The organism is Natronolimnohabitans sp. A-GB9 (genome assembly GCF_030848565.1).
In the GTDB taxonomy this organism is placed as follows: Archaea; Halobacteriota; Halobacteria; order Halobacteriales; family Natrialbaceae; genus Natronolimnohabitans.
In genome coordinates this window covers 1-20,106 of sequence record NZ_JAVDDV010000025.1, presented here as the reverse complement: position 1 = coordinate 20,106, position 20,106 = coordinate 1, and the positions used below count along the sequence as shown (strand labels likewise).

Annotated in this window: 15 protein-coding genes and 2 pseudogenes; 6 read left to right on the top strand and 11 right to left on the bottom strand. The window is 52.0% G+C overall.

Going from position 1 to position 20,106, the window contains the following annotated elements:
- Positions 1 to 24: 24 nt before the first annotated feature.
- Positions 25 to 2,211, top strand: a complete 2,187-nt coding sequence (locus RBH26_RS18865) for a TRAP transporter fused permease subunit (RefSeq protein WP_306759924.1) — start codon at positions 25 to 27, stop codon at positions 2,209 to 2,211.
- A 1,064-nt stretch (positions 2,212 to 3,275) separates the two neighbouring features.
- Here RBH26_RS18865 and RBH26_RS18860 read toward each other — a convergent pair.
- Positions 3,276 to 4,043 (bottom strand): IclR family transcriptional regulator, encoded by a 768-nt coding sequence (locus tag RBH26_RS18860; RefSeq protein WP_306759923.1) that lies wholly within the window; start codon positions 4,041 to 4,043, stop codon positions 3,276 to 3,278.
- Positions 4,044 to 4,298: 255 nt separating this feature from the next.
- Between RBH26_RS18860 and RBH26_RS18855 the strand changes: the two genes are divergently transcribed.
- From RBH26_RS18855 to RBH26_RS18840, 4 genes and pseudogenes are all read left to right on the top strand, one after another.
- Positions 4,299 to 5,090 carry an electron transfer flavoprotein subunit beta/FixA family protein gene (locus tag RBH26_RS18855; protein ID WP_306759922.1) on the top strand — a complete coding sequence of 264 codons (792 nt, stop codon included), beginning with the start codon at positions 4,299 to 4,301 and terminating at the stop codon, positions 5,088 to 5,090.
- Positions 5,087 to 6,040, top strand: coding sequence for an electron transfer flavoprotein subunit alpha/FixB family protein (locus RBH26_RS18850; protein WP_306759921.1), 954 nt, complete (start codon positions 5,087 to 5,089; stop codon positions 6,038 to 6,040). Before RBH26_RS18855 ends, RBH26_RS18850 begins: the two co-directional genes overlap by 4 nt.
- Positions 6,041 to 6,163: 123 nt before the next feature.
- Positions 6,164 to 6,342 (top strand): annotated as a pseudogene (locus tag RBH26_RS18845) (IS630 family transposase); the annotation flags it as partial.
- Between the two features lie 174 nt (positions 6,343 to 6,516).
- Positions 6,517 to 7,281, top strand: a pseudogene (locus RBH26_RS18840) (winged helix-turn-helix domain-containing protein); the annotation flags it as partial.
- Positions 7,282 to 7,624: 343 nt separating this feature from the next.
- On the opposite strand, the gene RBH26_RS18835 reads toward RBH26_RS18840, so the two are convergent.
- The 8 genes from RBH26_RS18835 to RBH26_RS18800 all read right to left on the bottom strand — a co-directional run bounded on the left by RBH26_RS18835 (position 7,625) and on the right by RBH26_RS18800 (position 15,925).
- The gene (locus tag RBH26_RS18835) at positions 7,625 to 8,386 is read right to left on the bottom strand and encodes an IclR family transcriptional regulator (RefSeq protein WP_306759920.1); all 762 of its coding nucleotides are present in this window, start codon (positions 8,384 to 8,386) and stop codon (positions 7,625 to 7,627) included.
- A gap of 774 nt (positions 8,387 to 9,160) precedes the next feature.
- Positions 9,161 to 9,697, bottom strand: a complete 537-nt coding sequence (locus tag RBH26_RS18830) for a hypothetical protein (RefSeq protein WP_306759919.1) — start codon at positions 9,695 to 9,697, stop codon at positions 9,161 to 9,163.
- Between the two features lie 1,067 nt (positions 9,698 to 10,764).
- Entirely contained in the window at positions 10,765 to 12,303 is a 1,539-nt protein-coding gene (locus RBH26_RS18825; RefSeq protein WP_306759918.1) for a YHS domain-containing protein, read from the bottom strand.
- Positions 12,304 to 12,476: 173 nt separating this feature from the next.
- Positions 12,477 to 13,505 (bottom strand): hypothetical protein, encoded by a 1,029-nt coding sequence (locus tag RBH26_RS18820; RefSeq protein ID WP_306759917.1) that lies wholly within the window; start codon positions 13,503 to 13,505, stop codon positions 12,477 to 12,479.
- Between the two features lie 53 nt (positions 13,506 to 13,558).
- Positions 13,559 to 13,855, bottom strand: a complete 297-nt coding sequence (locus RBH26_RS18815; protein ID WP_306759916.1) for an MmoB/DmpM family protein — start codon at positions 13,853 to 13,855, stop codon at positions 13,559 to 13,561.
- Positions 13,848 to 14,222: a Rieske 2Fe-2S domain-containing protein gene (locus RBH26_RS18810; protein WP_306759915.1), complete on the bottom strand. Its 375-nt coding sequence runs from the start codon at positions 14,220 to 14,222 to the stop codon at positions 13,848 to 13,850. The genes RBH26_RS18815 and RBH26_RS18810 overlap by 8 nt, the downstream gene beginning before the upstream one ends.
- A gap of 2 nt (positions 14,223 to 14,224) precedes the next feature.
- Positions 14,225 to 14,563, bottom strand: a complete 339-nt coding sequence (locus tag RBH26_RS18805; protein WP_306759914.1) for a toluene-4-monooxygenase system B family protein — start codon at positions 14,561 to 14,563, stop codon at positions 14,225 to 14,227.
- Positions 14,564 to 15,157: 594 nt separating this feature from the next.
- On the bottom strand, positions 15,158 to 15,925 hold the full coding sequence (locus RBH26_RS18800) for an IclR family transcriptional regulator (RefSeq protein WP_306759913.1): 768 nt from the start codon (positions 15,923 to 15,925) through the stop codon (positions 15,158 to 15,160).
- Positions 15,926 to 16,517: 592 nt separating this feature from the next.
- Here RBH26_RS18800 and RBH26_RS18795 point away from each other — a divergent pair.
- Positions 16,518 to 17,582 (top strand): VOC family protein, encoded by a 1,065-nt coding sequence (locus RBH26_RS18795; RefSeq protein WP_306759912.1) that lies wholly within the window; start codon positions 16,518 to 16,520, stop codon positions 17,580 to 17,582.
- A 298-nt stretch (positions 17,583 to 17,880) separates the two neighbouring features.
- Here RBH26_RS18795 and dmpG read toward each other — a convergent pair whose 3' ends face one another.
- The gene (gene dmpG / locus RBH26_RS18790; RefSeq protein ID WP_306759911.1) at positions 17,881 to 18,924 is read right to left on the bottom strand and encodes a 4-hydroxy-2-oxovalerate aldolase; all 1,044 of its coding nucleotides are present in this window, start codon (positions 18,922 to 18,924) and stop codon (positions 17,881 to 17,883) included.
- Positions 18,917 to 19,858, bottom strand: coding sequence for an acetaldehyde dehydrogenase (acetylating) (locus RBH26_RS18785; protein ID WP_306759910.1), 942 nt, complete (start codon positions 19,856 to 19,858; stop codon positions 18,917 to 18,919). Before RBH26_RS18785 ends, dmpG begins: the two co-directional genes overlap by 8 nt.
- Positions 19,859 to 20,106 lie beyond the last annotated feature (248 nt).

The following is a 20,106-nucleotide window of genomic DNA, read 5'->3' as shown; positions in this document are numbered from 1 at the left end:
CATAGATAGTACTGATCACTGAATATGGACAACGAAGAATCAAAAGATACTGATACCAACGACTCGGGCGACATAATGGACGGCGAGTCGGACGTCACAAACGTAGACGAAGAGCTAGCGACTCGTCCCATCGGGACGGTCCTCAAAGAACGACTTTCGAAGGATAACCTCAAACAAAAAGCAACTCTTTGGAATCTTCTTGCTCTCCTCTCTATTTTCTTCTGGTTTTACATCATGTGGATGGCGTTTCTCCAGAACGCGATCACCGGTTCCGCACCACCCCGCTCCCAGTTCGGGGCGGGTTTCCTAGGTGGCATAATCGTGCTGTATGTGCTCCATGAGATGATCAAGCGGGTCGATGGTGGGAACCGGTACATCCTTACTGACATCAAGTCGCTGTTCTCACGGGAACACGTCGCCAATACCAGTGTATTGGTCGTCGTCATCGCGATAACGGTTCCGACGGCCACGTACGTCTACGTCAACGCGCTCGATCTCACGCAGCGTGGCTTTATCACACAGCCCGAGTTATTCCTCGCAATACTGTTTACCGTGGTGATGATTTACATCACGTGGCGAGCATTCGGTATCACGTTCCTGACTGTCCTGCTCGGCGGGATTGCATACGGATACTTCGGGTACCTGGTTCCCGGAACGCTCGGTCATAGTGGGATTGGGTTCGAACGGTTACTTCGCATCCTCGTGATGACGGTGGACGGATTCTTCGGGTTCCTAACACAGCTAACTGCCGCATGGATCGCGCTGTTCCTCCTCTATGCGGGGATGTTGAAGGCCTACGGGGCGTTCGACCTCATCCTCCGGGGTGCAACGCGATCCGGGAAGTATCTCGACTCCGGTGTCGCACAGACCGCCGTCATCGCAAGTGCAGTCATTGGTTCTGTCAACGGGAGCCAGACCGCTAACGCGGGTATGACCGGTTCGTTCACCATTCCGATGATGAAGCGAAGCGGGGTCAAACCTGCAACAGCCGGTGGAATCGAAGCAGTCGCGTCGACCTCCGGTCAGGTTCTCCCACCAGTGATGGGGGCAGGCGCGTTCGTCATGGCTTTCCTCATCGGCGGCGCATCCTACGTCGATGTCCTCGTCGCCGGCCTCATCCCTGCGGCAATCCTGATGATCATCATCCTCGTCGCTGTACATTACGCGGCCGCACAGCAGATTGAAGAGCCCGATATGGACGAACTCTTCGACAAAAAGCTCGGGCGGTTCGAACTGGTCCTTGAAGGAATCAAGTTCGGTATCCCGTTGATTCTCCTGGTGTACTTATTAGGTGTGCTCCAGTACACCATCGGTACGTCGGCGTTCTGGACGGTCGTCAGTATGGCCGTTCTCGGAGTCACCATTCCGACGCTCCAGAAGGGCTACGACAGCTCGAATCTACGGCTTACGTTCTGGACGTTCGTCGGCGGAGTCAAGCAGACGGTCAACGGCTTCCGCGAAGGAGTCGTGGTCCTCGCACCGGTCGCAATCATCCTTGCGGCGATTAACGGTGTCGTCGACATCCTGATGGCGACAGGAGTGCCGACAGCGCTCTCGCTGACGCTGATGGATCTCTCGGGGGGTGTATTGATCGTGGCCGCAGTCATGGCAATGGTCATCTGTATCCTTCTAGGCCTCGGTATGCCGACGACCGCTGCATACACGATCGTCGCAATGCTGATCGCACCGACGTTGATTGAGTCGTTCTTCCTGCCGGAGTTCGCCGGCCACTTCTTCGTGTTCTACGCCGCAATACTGGCCGGGCTTACACCGCCGATCGCCACGTGTGTAGCCGTAACGACCGGTATCGCCGGTTCAAACTTTTGGAGGAGCTGTCTCGAGTCCATCAAAATCTCGGCTCCACTTTTCGTCTTACCCTTCTCGTTCATCTACCACCCCGAAATCGTCAACCACGGGGGTGATGTCGATGCCAGTCTGTTTCTCACCACCGCGATCATTCTTGCGGGCGCACTGCTTATCATTCACGGCCTCAATTACCGGTTCGATCTTGACACGTGGCCTACGCTGGGACTGCGTGCACTGTTCTTCGGTGTCGGTGTCATCGTGATGGTCCATGAGATGCTAACCGTCCAGTTCGCAGCACTCGCGCTCGGAACATTCCTCTATCTCACTCAGGCAGCTGTCGGTAAATCGTCGCCACTCGAGAGGATCCAGAACGTAGTTGCCAGAATCAACAGTCGGCAGAAGTAGCCGGCCGTCACCTCAAACTGGTTTAGAACCCATCAATTACACTAACGGCGGAAACCGACGGTCACTCGGCGGACGTACTTTGTTGAAGCCCAATGTACCATCAGTACGCATCTCAATTGAGGAAGAACCGATGATGCTCTTCTATGGGTGATCGAATGGGGTAATAATAACGCACGGGCTCAAAAAGCAGGAGAATATTCCAGTTAGAGTCCGAGCGGAGTTTGATCACCAGTAACGAAGGTTGCTTGATCTACCGGAGGTATACGATCGAAGAACTCCCTTACAGTTCGAGTTGCGAGGAAGTACTTGGTCCCCATCGAGCTACCAACCGTAACGCAGTGGGATTCAGAGTGGCCTCTCGTTCTAGGCAAAACTCCGGCAGGTTATTTAACTCACCGTTTACATTCAGCACTCCGATGTCTGCTCACGGTCGCTGCGCGCCTGTTCGCGTGGTCTGCGGGACCTTCCGTTCCCGCGCTACTTGAACGCACGCCCGAGGTATGCAGTCACCGACTTTCCAACCCGAGGATTCATACGCTATTACGACTCATAAATGAGTGGATGTCCGATGGTCGGACGTGCACGTCTCGTCTACGGAACCCTGCCATCCCGAACTGGTCACGGGACTACATCGCATCGACGGGCGCTACCCGACGCTGGCACCCGGCGGAAGCGTCGACAGACGGTTGTTCGCGGCGACCAAACCTCTGCGCGAGGAACGTCGGGGGTCAGTCCGGCTTTATTATTCAGGTACACTCGGTTGTTGACCGAGCGATTTTCTGAATTTACCGATAAGCTGCCTCTTGAGACAACTACTGTGGATCGAAAGATCAGTACGACTGCATGGAAAGCTGAGATCCAATAGTTCGAATATGCGGAATAGTTCCTTATTTCGTTTGCAGCCACCAGACCTCTTCTATAGTAGTCATATCTGTTTTAGCGGTATCTACGGTCCTCTTTTTGATTCGATTTAGCGTAATATCTGACCGACCACGGCCAGGCCAATCAAGATTTTACATAGGTACTTTTGTAAGGAAATGTTCCGAATATTTCTAACTGAATTATTATAGGTATTGGATATTGAGCTCGAGTTCGTTTGCAGTCCCAAGTAGAAGATTCGGTAGTGTTTGTTCGAAGAGCGTTCCTTGGAATCGGTGCGTCGGTCCCGACACACTCAGGGCGCCAAGCGGTTCTCCATTTTCATACTCAACAGGCACACCGATCGCACGAAGACCATTTGTGTTTTCTTGATCGTTAATACTGTATCCTCGTTCTCGAATCTCGTCGAGTTCTTCCAAAAGTCCGCTTTTATCAGTTATTGTGTGTTTAGTCAGTGATGGGAGTCCGCGTTGCTCAAGAATTTCATTGACACGATTATCTGATAGGCTTGCGAGAATCGCCTTACCGGCGGCCGTTGCGTGAATTGGGATTCGCTTCCCAATTTCGGAATCAGTCTGAACAGCATGTTCGCCTATTTCCCTGAAAATATAAACACCTCTACCGTATTCCTCTGTTATAAACTGCGCCCTTTCCTCGGTCTCTGAGGCGAGAGCAGTGACCTTTTCCTGAGCTAGTTGATATTCACTACGGCGCGTCCGTGTCTGCTCTCCGATAGCGAGGAAGCGAAGTCCTGTTCGGTATACGTCACCCTCTTGAATAACGTATTCAAGATCTTTGAGCGTCGAGAGATGACGGTGGACAGTACTCTTTGCAAGATCAAGTTCTGCAGCAATCTCGGATAGACAACTACCATCTTGTTCTTTCAGCAGTTCAATTATTTTGAAGGTTGTTTCGGTAGTCGTGACACGGTTTTGACTGCGATTATCTTCCATGACTGTTAGGCTTCCTGCCAACTTATTAAGCGTTCCGGATATTCGAACTTAGACGATCGAACCATTTCCGTTCCGGATACTTGAACAGAATGAGAGATTGCGTTCACACTATTCATCGGGTCCAAGTGTCGCATGGATTGCCCGTAGGTCTCTCTAGCTTCGTTCGACATATTCGAACATATAAATGTAAAGAATCCCGTGCGAATATTCACAAAATCAAATTATTTATATAGAGGTGTTGTCCTCAATAAGACCATGAAGATCCTCGTAACGGTCAAAGAAGTCGCGACCGTAGAAGACGAGTTCGAAATCGAGGGTACTGAGATCGCTGATCAGTACCTGGGTGCCGACCTAAACGAATGGGACGACTACGCCGTCGAGGAGGCCGTCCAGTTCCAGGAGGACGGCGTCGCCGACGAAGTCGTTACGGTCACGATCGGGCCGGAAGACTGTGAACAGACCATCCGTCAGGCGCTGGCGAAGGGAGCCGACCGCGCGATCAGGGTCTGGGACGACTCGCTCGCCGAGGCCGACCTCCTCGACGTCGGCGCGAAGACGGAGATCCTCAGCGCCGTCGTCGAGGCCGAAGACCCCGACCTCGTGTTGACCGGCGTTCAGGCCGGCGACGACAGCTTCGGCGCGACCGGCGTCTCGCTGGCCGAAGAGATCGGCGCACAGTGGGGTGCCGTCGTCAACCACCTCGAGCACGATCTCGAGGACGGCGTCGCCTCCGTGCGGCGCGAACTCGAGGGCGGTGTCGAGGAGCTCACCGAGATCGAACTCCCCGCCGTCCTGACGATCCAGACGGGGATCAACGAGCCCCGATACGCCAGCCTGCGCGGTATCCGGCAGGCCCAGCGAAAGCCACTGGACGTCCAGAGCCTCGACGACCTGGGTGTCGAGGGAAGCGCCGTCGACTCCGAACTCGAGTTGACCGACATGTACGAGCCCGAAAGCGAAAGCGACGTCACCGTCTGGGAGGGCGGCGCAGACGAGACCGCTTCGGAGTTGGGTGAACTGCTTCGCGAGAAGGGGGTGGCACCATGACGGACGTCCTCGCAGTCACGGACCACCGGCGCGGCGAACTGCGCGACGTCAGCTACGAGCTCATCACCGCGGGCCGTGAGCTGGCCGACGCGACCGGTGGCGAGCTCCACGTGGCGGTCATCAGCGGCACCGTCGACGAGTTCGCCGAGAAACTCGATCGCGAGGGCGTCGACGCGATCCACACCGTCGACCACGGTGAGGAGTTCAACCACGACGTCTACGCACAGACGGTCACCCAACTCTACGATGAACTCGCGCCCCAGTACGTGCTCGCGCCAAACAGCGTCAACGGACTGGACTACGCTCCCGCCGTCGCTAACCAGCTCGACCTGCCGATCGTCACCGACACCGTCGACCTCGAGGCCGACGGCGACAGCTTGATCGCCACCCGCGAGATGTACGGTGGCAAAGTCGAGACCACGACGGAACTCGCCGGAGACGCCGTCGTCACGATCCGTGGCGCCGAGTGGCCCGCTGCAGAGGGTACTGGCGACGCCTCGATCGAGGCCTTCGACGTCGACATCGATGAAGACGCTGTCGGCTCTACCGTGACGGGATTCGAGGAAGTCGGCGGCGGCGACGTCGACATCAGTGAGGCTGACGTGCTCGTCTCCGTCGGTCGTGGGATCGAAGAAGAGGAGAACTTGGAGATCATCCACGAGCTGGCCGACGCGCTGGACGCGACGGTCTCGTCCTCGCGGCCGATCGTCGACAACGGCTGGCTGCCGAAAAACCGGCAGGTCGGCCAGTCCGGCAAGGTCGTCACACCCGACGTCTACGTCGCGATCGGCATCTCGGGTGCCGTCCAGCACGTCGCCGGCATGAAAGGCTCTGATACGATCGTCGCGATCAACACCGACCCCAACGCGCCGATCATGGACATCGCCGACTACGCGATCGTCGACGACCTCTTCGACGTCGTCCCTGCTCTTACTGAAATATTCGAGTGATAATGGCAGAATGAACAGACCCTGTCACGTTCGCACAGAACATAGTATGGAGGGGGAAGCCAGTTTCAGAGCCTCACAAAGCATCCGAAGCTATAGCAACCATTAGAATTATTCACACATCGACTGTCGTTGAGTGGAGTTGATCATCTTGACGAAATTTCCGTCGAGGAATTGCAAGATGCTCCCGACAGCGTGGAAGGAGAGAAGCCGACATAACGTCTCTTAGTAGCAATAACGTACAAAACAGTGTAACCCAGACTGAACTAGCCGAGTGGTACAACGTTCAACGACAGACGATCTATAGGCGGTGGTGCAGAAGTCTTCACAGGTCGTGAGCTACCCGATTTCGACTCTGCTAACAACACAACTTCCGTGGATAGAGATGTCGGGATTATCCCTGACTCGAACGTTGTTCATACCGATGGTGCAATCTCAGATGTACCGTGTTAGGCCTTGAAAACAGTTCTGCACCACCCTCGATCTATAGCTATCTCAAGCGACTCGACACTGACGAGTCGATTGAACAGGCCGTTACTGATACTAAGCGGACTGACAGGTAGGCTAAATTATAGGAATGGCGATAATAACTCGAAAGCGTCATCTACGAATTACCCGAAGAAAGGGGGTTGACGCGCCGGCGTCCACGCCGGCGCTTGCCCAAGAATATCTCGAAGAAACGACGGGGCCAAGTACCCGATCCCGAGTTGTCGACGGTTGCTGAAAGAGCCGGGGTGAACTATCGAAAACCGTGCCATTCGGTCGCTGAAGCCGCCAGCGACGAGCAAGAAGCGTTCCACGACGAACTCAAAAAAAGCGGCGGGAGATGGACGCCACAGTAGTCTGTATCGACCAAACAAAGAAATCTGTCCAACTCAAACCGCGTGCCGCGTAGTTTTGCGCGGCACGCTGCCATCTATCGAATGTCTGGACAACGTGATTGAGCGTGTCTGTTAGGTTCGATGAAATTTCGTTCTCGCGCCATACTAAGAGTTCAAAGATGTTTGATTATTGTACTGAATGAAGCGCCGTATTTTCAGGCGTCAGTCGTCACGACTCTAGCGGCATGTGACGACCTAGATCCCGTGATATTCCAGCGCTTCTCCTGAACTAAATCCGGCCGGAGAGTGTTGTAGGCGATTCCAATCGGCACTTAGTACCGGTTCTTTGACCACTTCTTGAACTCAACAGCAATCGATACCGCTTTTGATCAACTCTCGCCCAAAGCGAGTGATTACTTCTAATGCCTACTGTAGAGTTTCCGCAGCGGTCACTGCACACGGATGTGATTACGAATCTTACGTTCGTCGGCTGCGTCGCCGTCAGTTAATCATCAAATATGTGACCGATGTCAATCAGGAAATGGAGAGAACCACTGTCTCGGTTGCCAGTATGATTAAGACAACAGATCTCATCGTAGCGATTGATATCGAACCAAATGACGTCTACAGTATTGACTTCGCGAACACTGGTTTGATAGACCTTCATTCGGAGTAATGAGGGTCTCCGCCGATGATCGGTCAGCGGGGCAGCCGACTTGAATGGAATGGGGCGACTGGAGAAATTCGTTGTCGACAGCTGATAGCGCTACTTATATTTGAGATCGAGCATGAGTTCGTTGGCCGTGCTCTCGACTTCACCGATGATTTTCTCGTCAAAGCCTGCGCTCCCGAGTCGCTGGGTCGGAGCAGAGATACTAATTGCGCCGAGAATCGTATCATCAAGGAGAATGGGCGCCGCAATACAGGCCAATCCCTCAGTTCGCTCCTCGTGGTCAATTGCGTAGCCTCGATCTCGAATTGTCTCTAATTCCTCGTCAAGTTCCTCTCGATCGGTTATCGTGTTTTCGGTTGCCTTTGGAAGACCCCACTTGTCGACAATCCGGTCGACCTTTTCAGGTGGGAGGTATGCGAGAATGGCTTTCCCGACACCAGTGTAGTGCAGACGGATGCGGTAGCCGACGTGTGTATCGAGGTTCACAGCATAATCTCCTCGAGCCTGATATAGGTAGACGCCTTTCCCCTTCTCTTCGGTTACTAGGTTGACCAACATTCCCGTATCTGCCGCTAATTGGTTCGCCTTCGGCCTACCGAATTTGTAGAGATCATTTTGACTTCGAACGTGACCGCTCATCGTGAGAAACTTAAAACTCAATCGGTACTCATCGTCTTCTTTGATGATGTAACCATGCTCTCGTAGTGTGCTCAGGTGATTATGGATAGCCCCTTTAGTCATTCCGTTGAATCCTTCGAGATCGCGAATTCGGGCACCATCCACCTCCCGCAACCGTTCCATGAGTGCCAGTGATTTTTCGGTTGTCCGAACTGGATGGTTCGCTTCTGTGGCCATACTATGATCCTTGATACCCATTCACAAATAATTTTCTATTTGAAAACTAGTCTGCTTGGGCTCGTAGTGACCGTTAAGTCTGATTGAATTGAGGGTTCTATATTCATCGCAACAAATTTTGTAGAAATAGGCTAAAAATAATTATTAGACGACAAATAGAGGGTGAGAATACCAAATGATATTATAAGTTTAAATTATATATTAGCTAATATTAGTGAGCATTTAATCTTATTAGGGCTCATTTCCCTATTTGGAGGGACAAAAGGTAGTCCGGTTTGATCCGTTAGAACTGGGAAGTTGATGTGAAAAACGGCAGCTAGTTCCTGGCCAAAATTTTTTGCCTCACAGGGACAGTTGTGAGCTCCTGGCTGGTGTGAGAACAGGGACCAATGCGTTTCTGTTTAGGGAGAAATCTGGCTGAATAGCGTACCGACGTTTGAGTTACGTACCGTGGTTCTCTAACCTATGAAGACGTCATTCTCAACCATTTATCAGGGACAGTGTGTCCAGACAACGCCGTAAGATCACGCTTGCTGTGCCTCCAGTGACTGCATTGCCTCGGCATATATCTTTGGAAACACCGGGCAAGTCTCGTTTTCGCTGCTCGAGATTTCCTGAATGACCGACTGACGTAACTCATGGGTACAGGACCCGTGGAACTCGTCAAAATGTGGGCAGTGTGTGCATGCCTCTGTGACAGGTGCTGTCAATGGATACATCACTCACTTATAACCATCCCCAGACATAAATATCTTATGTGCCATATGAATGTGCTTATACCAGTTTTTCCTTTGGAATTTCGATATCAGAACACGCGCCGTCAGCTGAGTTAGCCGCGTTCATCACTTCGAATACCCCCTCCAACTCCTCGGCACGAATTTCTTCAAGAACGGTGACCACGTTGTCAATGTCGATACTAAGAGCAGTCGCATTCGCTTGAATTTCATTCAGCACCGCGTCATAAAACCGATAGGCCGAAAGTTCACTGTAAAACTGGTCTTGGAGGATGTCGCATCGGTCGTCAATCTCTGCAGGGCAGTAGTGGGACTTGATTCTTTTCTCGATCTGCTGCGAGGAGGAACACTCTGCCCCAAGCGACTCCAACAACGCACCAATTTGTCGACGGTGCTGTCTCGATTCATCACGAGCATCCGCAAGCAGTCGCCGTGTAATAGTTCGATCAAACACCTCGTTTGTGGTGTGGCGATCACTTCGTGCTTCAACGATACCCTCCAGCACGTAACCAATTTGGAGAAGTCTAATGATATCGTCGTCCGTTATTGCCGCTTTCGACTCTGTTTGGTCTGCCATTGTCGATAGGGTGTACGTCGTAATTCGGTCACGTTTGCTTGTCCACTTTCGGTCTCTAGTAACGACTGACACGGTTCACATACCGATCACACAGCAGTTGTACGATCGGGTGCGCACTGACGTTCAGTAGCTACTATAGATTCCGATGATCGTACGAGGATCACTCCAATTTCGATACTCGAATCGAATGTGGTGTTCCTTCGATGTTCTTAAACACTTCTCTGTGTTTATCTGTTGGATCAGTACCATCATAGTTCGGACACCGGACCGTTGCTTCACCATATAGCGGCGGAATACCATCAAGGATGTCCGTTTCAGTGAACTGATATCCGCAGCCGGGACACTTTCCGATTGCCTCTGTCTTATGACTTTCTGAAGGCATTGTTACCACATATCACTCCCTAGTATTTAACTATAGTGGATATAGACAGATATCTTATAGAAATCTATTGACTACAGTGGTACTGTGATGACTGCCAATAGGTGCACATGCTAAATCAGATTTATGAGTGTGGTGTGTTGATGACTAATTACTCGAATCGTAAGTCACCACGCTCCCACTTGAATTGCCAAACGGACATCGAATCGGCGCGCACAGTGCCAGATTCGTACTTAAACCGGACATACCCATCGGTCAGTTCAAGGAATTTCACTCGTTTTTCTGTACTTGCGGTCGCCAAGACGAGCCAGTCACCCGGCTCAACGTGGTCGGTCCATTTGTCGTCCCGTGCGTTATCCATGGTTCCGGAACCTGTCGCTCGTGATGTTTGAGGTCGTAACCCACGAAAGAATTGTTTGACCACTGGAACGATATCTCACCTGCGGATTAGAGCGTTCGAGCATGATACCGGAATTGTCCTTCGCCAACCACTTAGCTGTTATGCGGGTTGGATCGGCCAATTTCTATGACGAGAAGACGCGATACTACTGAGTGTCACAGCGATGAATTTGAAACCTTTCTCAGACATGCAAAAGAGAAAGCGACTGACGAGCGACATCACGATGGCGAAGGCAGCCGGGGGTATATACTGGTAGCTAGCCAGAGGTAGCTACGACGGTGTCATTGGTCAGTCGTCCGACTTGCCGGTCACACTCGAGGATCGATTCCAGTCCTTCCAATCGTCGCCCCAGTCGGGGGCACGGAAATCGATACCGCGCTCATGGGCATTCTCTTCGCCCATACCCATATGTTCGAGTGCACCCTCGAGTGTCTGGGGCTCAATGTCTCCATCTACGAAACGACGAAGGATCGACTTGTGATCGGCGTACCGTTCAGGCTCATTCTCGAAGATCCACTGGCACTGATCTGAACAGAAGAAGTATGTCTCGCCATTGTGTTCGTACGTTCGGAGTCGGTTGTGGTCGTGAACATGATCACAATCGATTGCCGGGAGTTGGCAGAGGTCACAAAGCACGATAAGGTCGTCAGCTATCGTCTTCTCGACATTGCCGTTCCGCATGGCTTCGGCGTGTCGGTCCCACTTGTAACCCCAGCGCTCCTCCCAACCGGGGTATTTCTCCTCGAGCCACTCACGGTCCTCTTCAGTGACACCTGGAGTTGCGACTGGGAGAGTTGGCCGCCAGTGGTAGTGACCACCAGCCATAAAGTGGCTAGTGTCAGCGCGACGTATGGTTTTGAGGAAGTCATCCCAGTACCACGGCTTCTCGAGTCCGGTGTTCTCGATGTTTTCAAGGAACTGATCTACGATCCACTCTTCCATGAACTCTCCCCAGGACATTTCTCGATCCTCTACTGGAGTGTAGTAGTCCATGCTCGGTCCGGTTAGCGCGGCGAACAACTTATAACATCGCCAGAACGACTTGTCGATAAGATACTGTGCCCGGTCGAGGTCGTCATACTTGTCGAGAATCTCGATAATCGCGGTCCCCTGTTGGGCATGTCGTGCCTCATCGGTTTGGATCGATGAGATAGCCTCGGCGAACTCAATGTCGCCAGTATCGGCAGCGTCGGATGCCAGAGCGAGGAACTGCATATTGGTGAATCCGGTCTCGAAAGCGAATGTGATCTGAAGCGCGGAGTCAATCGCGTTGGCAGCCTTGAAGTCATCAAACAAGTGTCGTCCGGCGACAGACACCCAGTCTTCAGTGTGGTACATCTTTTTGCTCCAGTCGTATTGAGAATCCTCCTTGACGAAACTATGAGGAATCCGCAACTGGAGTTCCGCATGGCGAAGCTCGTCCATAGCCCCGAAGTGCGCCATATGCCGCCACGCGCTGTCTGGTGCGAACCGGGCGTACATCGACTCAGAGGTTACGGCAGCCCTCTCTAAGAGCGGAACGCTGGCAAAGTGAAACTTCAATACATCCTCCCAGCCCATCCCAAGCGAGTGAGGAAGATCGGACTGTTCCATCGCCGAACTCACGGAGTAAATGCTCTTGTCTTTCTCGTGCTGGGTCTCGTAGTACTCACGCGCCGTCTGCTTGTACGTTTCTTCCCATTCCTCCCAGCCATCGTCTGGAACATCGTACTGCTCCTTACCGGACATTCCCTCCGGGAACAGCTCCTCCTCATCGACGTACTCTGGTGTCCAATTCGTATTGGTTGCTGTTTGATACCACTCTTCACGCCTGACGTTTGGCAACATGTACAATGGTATACTGTATCTACTCAAGGATAAAAGTTATGTAAGGATAATAGAGTTGTTCCACAGCGAACGGCTCACGAACGATAACGAAATGTTCCTATTCGAGATGCATGAGATCCGAGACAGAATCCAAGATAACTGCAGAAAACAAAGGCCCGACGACGGAAGCGTTCTTACGATGGGACTGACAGTCCGTGAGCGGTCAGCAGGGACTCGTAACTCGAGTCGATATCAGCCATCACCTCCTCAAAGGACATCGTCACAGGAGGCATCGACTCGAACGCGGGCTCAAATGCCTCTACTGCTCGGTGACAGATCGGATACCACTCGTCGACGATATCCTGGATTATCTTGCGATTCTCCTCGTCAACCTGGATCAGGTGCTCAGTGACTGACGCTGCGACTTCGCAATGACGATCGGCGTCGAGATAGAAGTTCTCGAGTACCTGTGCATACAGCTCCGAATCGTTTGCATCGAAGAGCGTCGAGTACTGAGCCAGCACGAGTTCGTCAAGGAGCGGCTTCAGGACGAGATTTGTTCCGACGAACGACCTAGCCCAGTCGTATTCGACGAGGAGTCGTTCAATGGCCTCACGGAGTGGCTGCCACATCTCGTTGTTCTCCCATGTTTCCCGCTCGGTCTCCGTGAACCCCTTATCGGGGAAGGCTTTCTCGAGTTGGGCCGCTCGTCGGGCGAGCCGTTCTTGGCGACGGATCTCGTCTGTCGCTTGGAATGACATCGCCGTACTGATTGTTGTCGACGGAGCCACCATAGTCAGGTACGACGCAAGCATCTGGAGTCCATGAACTGGGTATCGAAGCGGGAGGAACCCCTCAAGCTGGAACTCGAGCCACGGATCATCGTCACGCTCGGTCCCGCGTTCCAGCACTTCGGCCTGTTCGTAGAGCGTCTCGATACCGACTTCCCGCTCGTCCATGAGATCATTGTATTTCTCGTATGTGAGCTCACGGGGATCACGCCAGGACTCAAAGTCCTTCGGATTCCCCTTGATTACGCTGCCTTCCCTGTATTCGCTATACCACTGTGATAGCGTCGTGTCCGACGACATCGATAGCCTAGGGGCTTCGCCCGCGTAGTTCTCGCCGATATCGAAATTAGTCCGGCGGGTAGCGATGTCATACGTCGTTGGGACCCGTCGTTCATCCCACGTACTGTATGTTCGATACGTCTGTTCTTTCATTGGATAGTCATTTTCACTCATGGTAGTAGCTCTATTGTGTGTCTGAATGGTTATTATTCGGATTTTGTATCCTCTACATCACTAACAAATTCAATCCTGTCTGATTGTGGTTTGATATAACCCTTGAACGATGAAAGATGCTCTTCGATTCCGCCTGGCATTTCGACTGCTCCTTTACCTAGGAGCTCATCGAGTGTGTCCTCCGTCACAACACAGTGATCTTCAGTTTCGACGCGAATGTATGCTCGACGGTCGATTACTTCTACATCGCCGTCGGTGTCTCGTTTGATCGCCTCAACGATTGCTTCCGTTTCCGTGTTGTTTCGCAGCACGGGACCTACTTTAGTCATTGCTAGCTCCTCCATTTATAACGACGAAAATTTCACCATTCTCGACTCCAATTTCATACTCGTTCAGTTGAGGACCGGAAGGATTCAAACCGTCACCGGACTCCAAGTCAAACTCCCAACTGTGAGCAGTGCATGTTAGGGTTTTATCATCATCATGGGGGCCACAAACGCACTCGCGCTTGCCAGTTTCTTCTAGATCACGATCCTGATGTGGACAGGTCGCGCTGTACGCGTAGAGTGTTTCATCATCATCACGCCAGACCATGACCTTCTCGCGACCAACCTCAAAGAACCGAATCTCGTCGGCCCAGATATCGTGGTCGTCACAAAGGAAGTGCTTCTCAGTATTCGATTTTTCTGTGGACATCGTTATTGAGTCGGTTTCGCGTGCTCGGGGTACTTTTCTAGCATGCTACGCTCGGCCCATGCAGGGTGAAACTCTCCGTATCCGTCGGGAATCTCACTGCCTTCGTACTGGATTTCGATATAATCCATCGGTTCGAAGACCTCCTTAATCAACTGGTCACCGTTGATGATCTCTCCCTTAAACACGACCTCAACCGGCCGGTCGTGATCAATGTGGACCCTGCTGTCAACAACATGCGTGATCTTTTCAGCTGCTTCTGATACCGTATCTTTGGAGCCTACTGGGACCAGTGTCGGATAGTCGTCAGTTCTAAACCGTACTAGCAGTGGATGGTCTGCCATGTGTAGTTACACCATATCATGGGAGTGTATAAATAATTATCGGACAGTTATCTGTGTTTTATAAGTTCGTCATCAAATAGGGGCAACAGTCGGAGAAACAGCCGTTGCGCACGTGTTGTAGCACTCGCACACGTCCTATCTACGACGGCCATGATTCAGCGACCGCTCTCGCCTATCGGCAGTGTAGTTTCGGAAGGCGTCGAAACAAATGTGGGCGAGAGTATGTCCATTGACTCCGGTATGGATGCTGCTGCAGGTCCTCGTCGTTTTAGGTCTGAAAACGGTCTACAGATGGTGGTTACCTACAACAAGCCGCATTTGACTGAGTAGAGAAATATTCATGCTTGGTTATAGTAGATATACAATATATACATATAATAAGAAACAACGATCGTTTGACGCCTTCAAATGAGGCCTGATCAATCCTAAAGTTGGTCACTAGTTGAATAGTACTCTTTCGCGAGTGGAATACAATAGTACTACTGTAAATTATGAATGGCTATGAATTACGACAGTACAGTTGTAAAAGGAATGCTCTATACCGTAATGAACGGTCAAGAAGACTAGAAGATCATTTGAGTGGACCAAAAATAATTATGATAGTTCAGCGTTGACTTCGATCACGTTCGCAGCTCGCAACAGATTATCCTTCAAAGTATTTTCGATCCGTTCATCAGTCAATCGGCGTGCCGGTCCAGTGACGCTGATGCCACCGAGTATACGACCTACGTCGTCTCGAAGTGGGGTCGCAACGCAACGGATTCCGCGGACGCACTCCTCGTCATCAACCGCGTACTCGCGTTCTCGAATTGTGTCAAGTTCAGACTTAAGCTTATCGGGGTCAGAGATCGTGTTTTCCGTCCGCTTTGGTAATCCGTGTTCGCTGATGATGGTCTCAAGGCGATGTTTGGGTAGATATGCTAGCATTGCTTTCCCAACGGCAGTACGATGGAGATGCTCGTATTCGCCGATTTTGATGGACGCCCGTACGGCGTTTTCACCCTTCGCTCGATAGACGAAAACAGATTTGTTTGATTCCAATACCGCAAACTGCACCCGCTCATCAGTGCGTTCAGCAAGATTGTCCACCTCCTTCTGAACGAGGTCGTAGATTTCAATCCGGTTTTTAGCCTGCTCGGCGATGCCCAGAAATCGGAGACTCAAACAGTACTTCTCGTCCTTTTTGACTATGAATCCTTCTTGGGAGAGCGTCGTTAAATGTGTATGAACTGTCCCTTTCGAGATCCCGAGCTTGGAGGAGAGATCAGTTACCCCCATCATTCCCTCGTCAGTAAGTGCCATGATGATCTCGGAAGCTCGCTCAACCGAGCGAATTGTTCGTGGGGTGTTATTCCCATCCATACCACACAAAGTTACATCTACTCAAATAAGCCTTTCTACCATCTAGATACGTCCTCATGGAAACCACCGATTCAGTAGCCGATAATATTTCTTCGGTTGTGCCGGTTACGATGATCGCAGAGGTTGTCCGATATGATGCAGTCTATTTCTATTACGCCGCTTGAAACGATCATTCCTATACCATATGGGGTTGACATGTAGGGAACGCACTACGCTCATATTTTGAGCTATGTCCATTATCGGTTAATCGTGAACCAGTGGACAGTCGGAATAATTGGACGACAACTGTTATTGATTGCTATGTTTCCACAAACCATATGGAGTCACCCTCTGTTTGATGATGCAAAACGTTTGCTGCAGTATCGGAATCCGATTGCGAAGGAACGACTCTTCACTGGTTGTTTAGATATACAAAACACGAGTGACGACAAGTACAACTTTAGCCATTTCTTCGCACGCACATACATTGTCCCGAACAGGACTGATATACCCCACTCTTGTTGCTAAAGTTCACGTTTGAGAATATATAACAGGAGTGAACCATATGATATATTCAATTAGTATTAAATGTCCCAATCTGTATGTCCTTGCTATGGGAGTTCATACCTTGGCCCATGTTGAACTGTACTGTGAAGACCTCGAAGCTTCCCTTGAACACTTCCGGGACACGATGGGAATGTACGTCCGTCATGAGGAGGACGACGCATACTACATGGCTGCGTACGGTGACTGGCAAGATTACACCCTTATCCTTCGCGAAGGCGAGGATTGGGGATGCAAACACGTCGCTTGGATGCTCGAGGACGAGAGTGACTTTGAGGAGTACAAAGATCGGATCGAGGCGTCCGGCTACGAGACAGAGTGGGTTGACGAGGACGAAGAACCTGGACAGGGCCGTGCCCTTCGATTTGACCATCCTGGGGAAACGCCGGAATATTACGAGCTGGTCTACGACATCGACCGAGCGTTCGACACTGCCTCTGAGGAGAACCGTTCACGCCTCAAAAACCAGCCCGCACAGAAGCCCGAACGGGGCGTCGGATTCCGACGAATCGACCACGTCAACTTCAACGTGAGCAATGTTATCGAATACAGCGACTGGTACCAAGACGTCCTCGACTTCAACCTTCGGGAAGAAGGCATCAACCCCGAAGGGAATCAGGTCGCCGCGTGGCTGAGCGTTTCACCTCTGGTCCACGAGATCGCGCTGGTTCAGTCGCCGCCAGACGGCAATGTGACTGATAAGATCGACCATGTGGCGTTCTATATGGACGGTGGTCAGGCGGGTGAACTTGAGCGGGCGGCAGACCTGCTGCGAGAGAACGACATCGAGATGGTCGGCGGCCCGGCCCGTCACGGTATTAGCCAGGCTCACTTCAACTACTATCTCGAACCTTCAGGGAACAAGGTTGAGATTTTCGCAGGTGGTTACCTTATTTTCGACCCAGATTGGGATCCAATTACCTGGAAACCTGAAGACGGCTCTGACGGATTCGTCTGGTGGGGAGGTAAGGCTGGCTCGCACGCTCGCCGCCAGTATGACTACGTTCCCACAGACGAAACCGACTGGAGTGAGTACGGCAGCGAACACCATTGCCGCCCTCTTCGAGAGCGGCATCAAGAGAAGCAAGAAGAGCAAATCGAAGCCGATGACTGACTTCCGCGTCGACCATATCGCTAAATCACTACTGATTTAGCTTAGCTCTATTTTCAGTACCTTCGGTCTGAACTATCCACTGTTTCCCGCTTCAACTGCCTAATTGTGACAGTGAACTCGACTCTATCTGCGGTTCACTAGAACTGCAGCAAAGGCGGCAGTACGACAAATACGACTCACCTACCATAATAGAGCTGCAGATACATAACAAAAGCAGAACGAGTAGTTAGAACCGTCTATAGTAAACAGTAGATCCGAGACAATGTGTATGGATAAATCGGATCTTCTTTTGTATGCTTCAATCGTCAGAATTCACGCTAGACGCAGTCTCGTGTTCCTCGCTCATTCGAGCCGCGACATCCGTAATCATGTCCTCTTGACCGCCGACGACACCCATGTTACCGAGTTCAACGAGGATTTCTCTTGGATCCAGATCAAACTTTTCTCCGGCTCGGCGAGTGTGCCGGAGGAACGACGAATAGACGCCGGCATATCCGAGTACAAGCGAATCGTTGTCCAGTTCCGGCATGGTATCATCGGTCAACATCGGCGCCAGTACGTCCTCAGCTGCGTCCATCACAGCGAAGAAATCCGGTATGACATTGTACCCAGCTTTCTCAAGGGCTCCGATAAGGACCTCGATCTGTGCGTTCCCCGAACCGGCACCCAGACCGCGGAGACAGCCGTCGACGGTCACGGCACCGGCGTCGACCGCAGCAAGCGTGTTGCCGATTCCGAGTCCGAGATTATTGTGAGCGTGGAAGCCGACATCGATCGAGAGTTCATTGACGAGGAGCTCAACTCGTTCGCGTACGTCTTGGGGAAGCATCGCACCCGCTGAGTCCATCACGTAGACAGCGTCGGCACCGTACTCCTCCATGAGCTTTGCCTGCTCGAGGATCGTCTCCGGCGGTTCCATGTGCGAGAGCATCAACAGTCCGTTGGCTTCCAGTCCACGCTCCTTAGCGTACTCGAAGTGCTCAGCGGAGACGTCTGCCTCCGTAACGTGAGTTGCAATCCGACAGATGTCTGCGCCGTTATCAGCTGCGATATCGAGCTCCTCGACTGTCCCAATACCGGGTAACAAGAGGACCGAGAGTGCGGTGTCTGTCAACTCTGGTGCAACCGCCTTGAGGTACTCCGCTGTATCAGCAGCTGCAAAGCCATAGTTGATCGACGAACCGCCCATTCCGTCTCCGTGGGAGACTTCGACAACGTCCATCTCGGCGTCATTCAACGCGCTCGCGACGTCGGCCATCTGTCCGGGCGTAAACTGGTGGTCAACAGCGTGCATCCCATCTCGTAGGGTCATGTCGACCAACCGAATGTCGGATTCAGTCATCGGAACCACCCGTGGCGGAGGCGACGGCTGACGATTGTTCAGCGATGCGTTCCGCAGCACCGAGTGCGGAACTCGTCATAATGTCGAGGTTGCCGGCGTACGAGGGAAGGTGCTGTCCTTCGCCTTCGACTTCGATCATCGTCGTTACGACGATTGAGTCATTCAGGTCGAAGCTGACCTCATCTTGGTCCTTGACCACAGGCTCTAAGGTCACTTCGTATCCGGGGACATATGATCGGACGCGTTCCTCCATGTCGGCAACCGACTTTCGCACTTCGTCGATGTTCGTACTCTCGTGAACCTTTGTGTAGAGCGTATTTCGCATCATAATCGGTGGCTCTGCTGGATTAAGGACAATAATCGCCTTTCCATTATCAGCACCACCGACCGCTTCGAGCCCGGCAGCAGTCGTCTGTGTGAACTCGTCGATATTCTTTCGGGTTCCAGGGCCAGCACTCTCCGATGCAATCGTCGAGACCATCTCCGCATACTCAACATCGGCGACACGATCGATCGCATGGACGAGTGGAACACTCGCCTGCCCGCCGCAAGTGATCATGTTGATATTGTCCGTCACGTCAGCTACCTCGTCAAGGTTCACGACCGGGACGGCGTAGGGTCCAACCGCAGCGGGTGTGAGATCGATTGCGAACAGCCCGAGTTCCTCGTAGACCGGGGCGTTCTGTTCGTGAGCGGTCGCTGTCGTGGCTTCGAAAACAACATCGAACTCGTCAGCGTGCTCCTGTACGCTGTCGATTCCATCCGTACTGACGTTGATATCTTCATCAACGGCCGCTTGGAGTCCCTCAGACTCTTCAACAGGGTATATACCGATCATCCGTTCTAACTCGACCGAATCGCTTCGATCAAGGATCTTATACATTAGATCAGTCCCGATATTACCGGGACCGACGATTGCAGCACTAACTGACATGCATATCATAGTTGACGCAAAGGCATTTAAGATTATTGGTCATCCAAGGATGAGTGGAATGATACAGGAAACAGCATCCAATGATTCAATTATCACGGCTGGAGCCTACTACTATAGCAGACGACTTCTGCTCGAGACTCGGCCGTGAAAACTGCTCGTCAATTGTGGCTATCGACCGGCTATCCGCCCAGCGTGGATCTACATGTAGGTATCAACGACCCCACCATTCATAATGACAAATACACCGA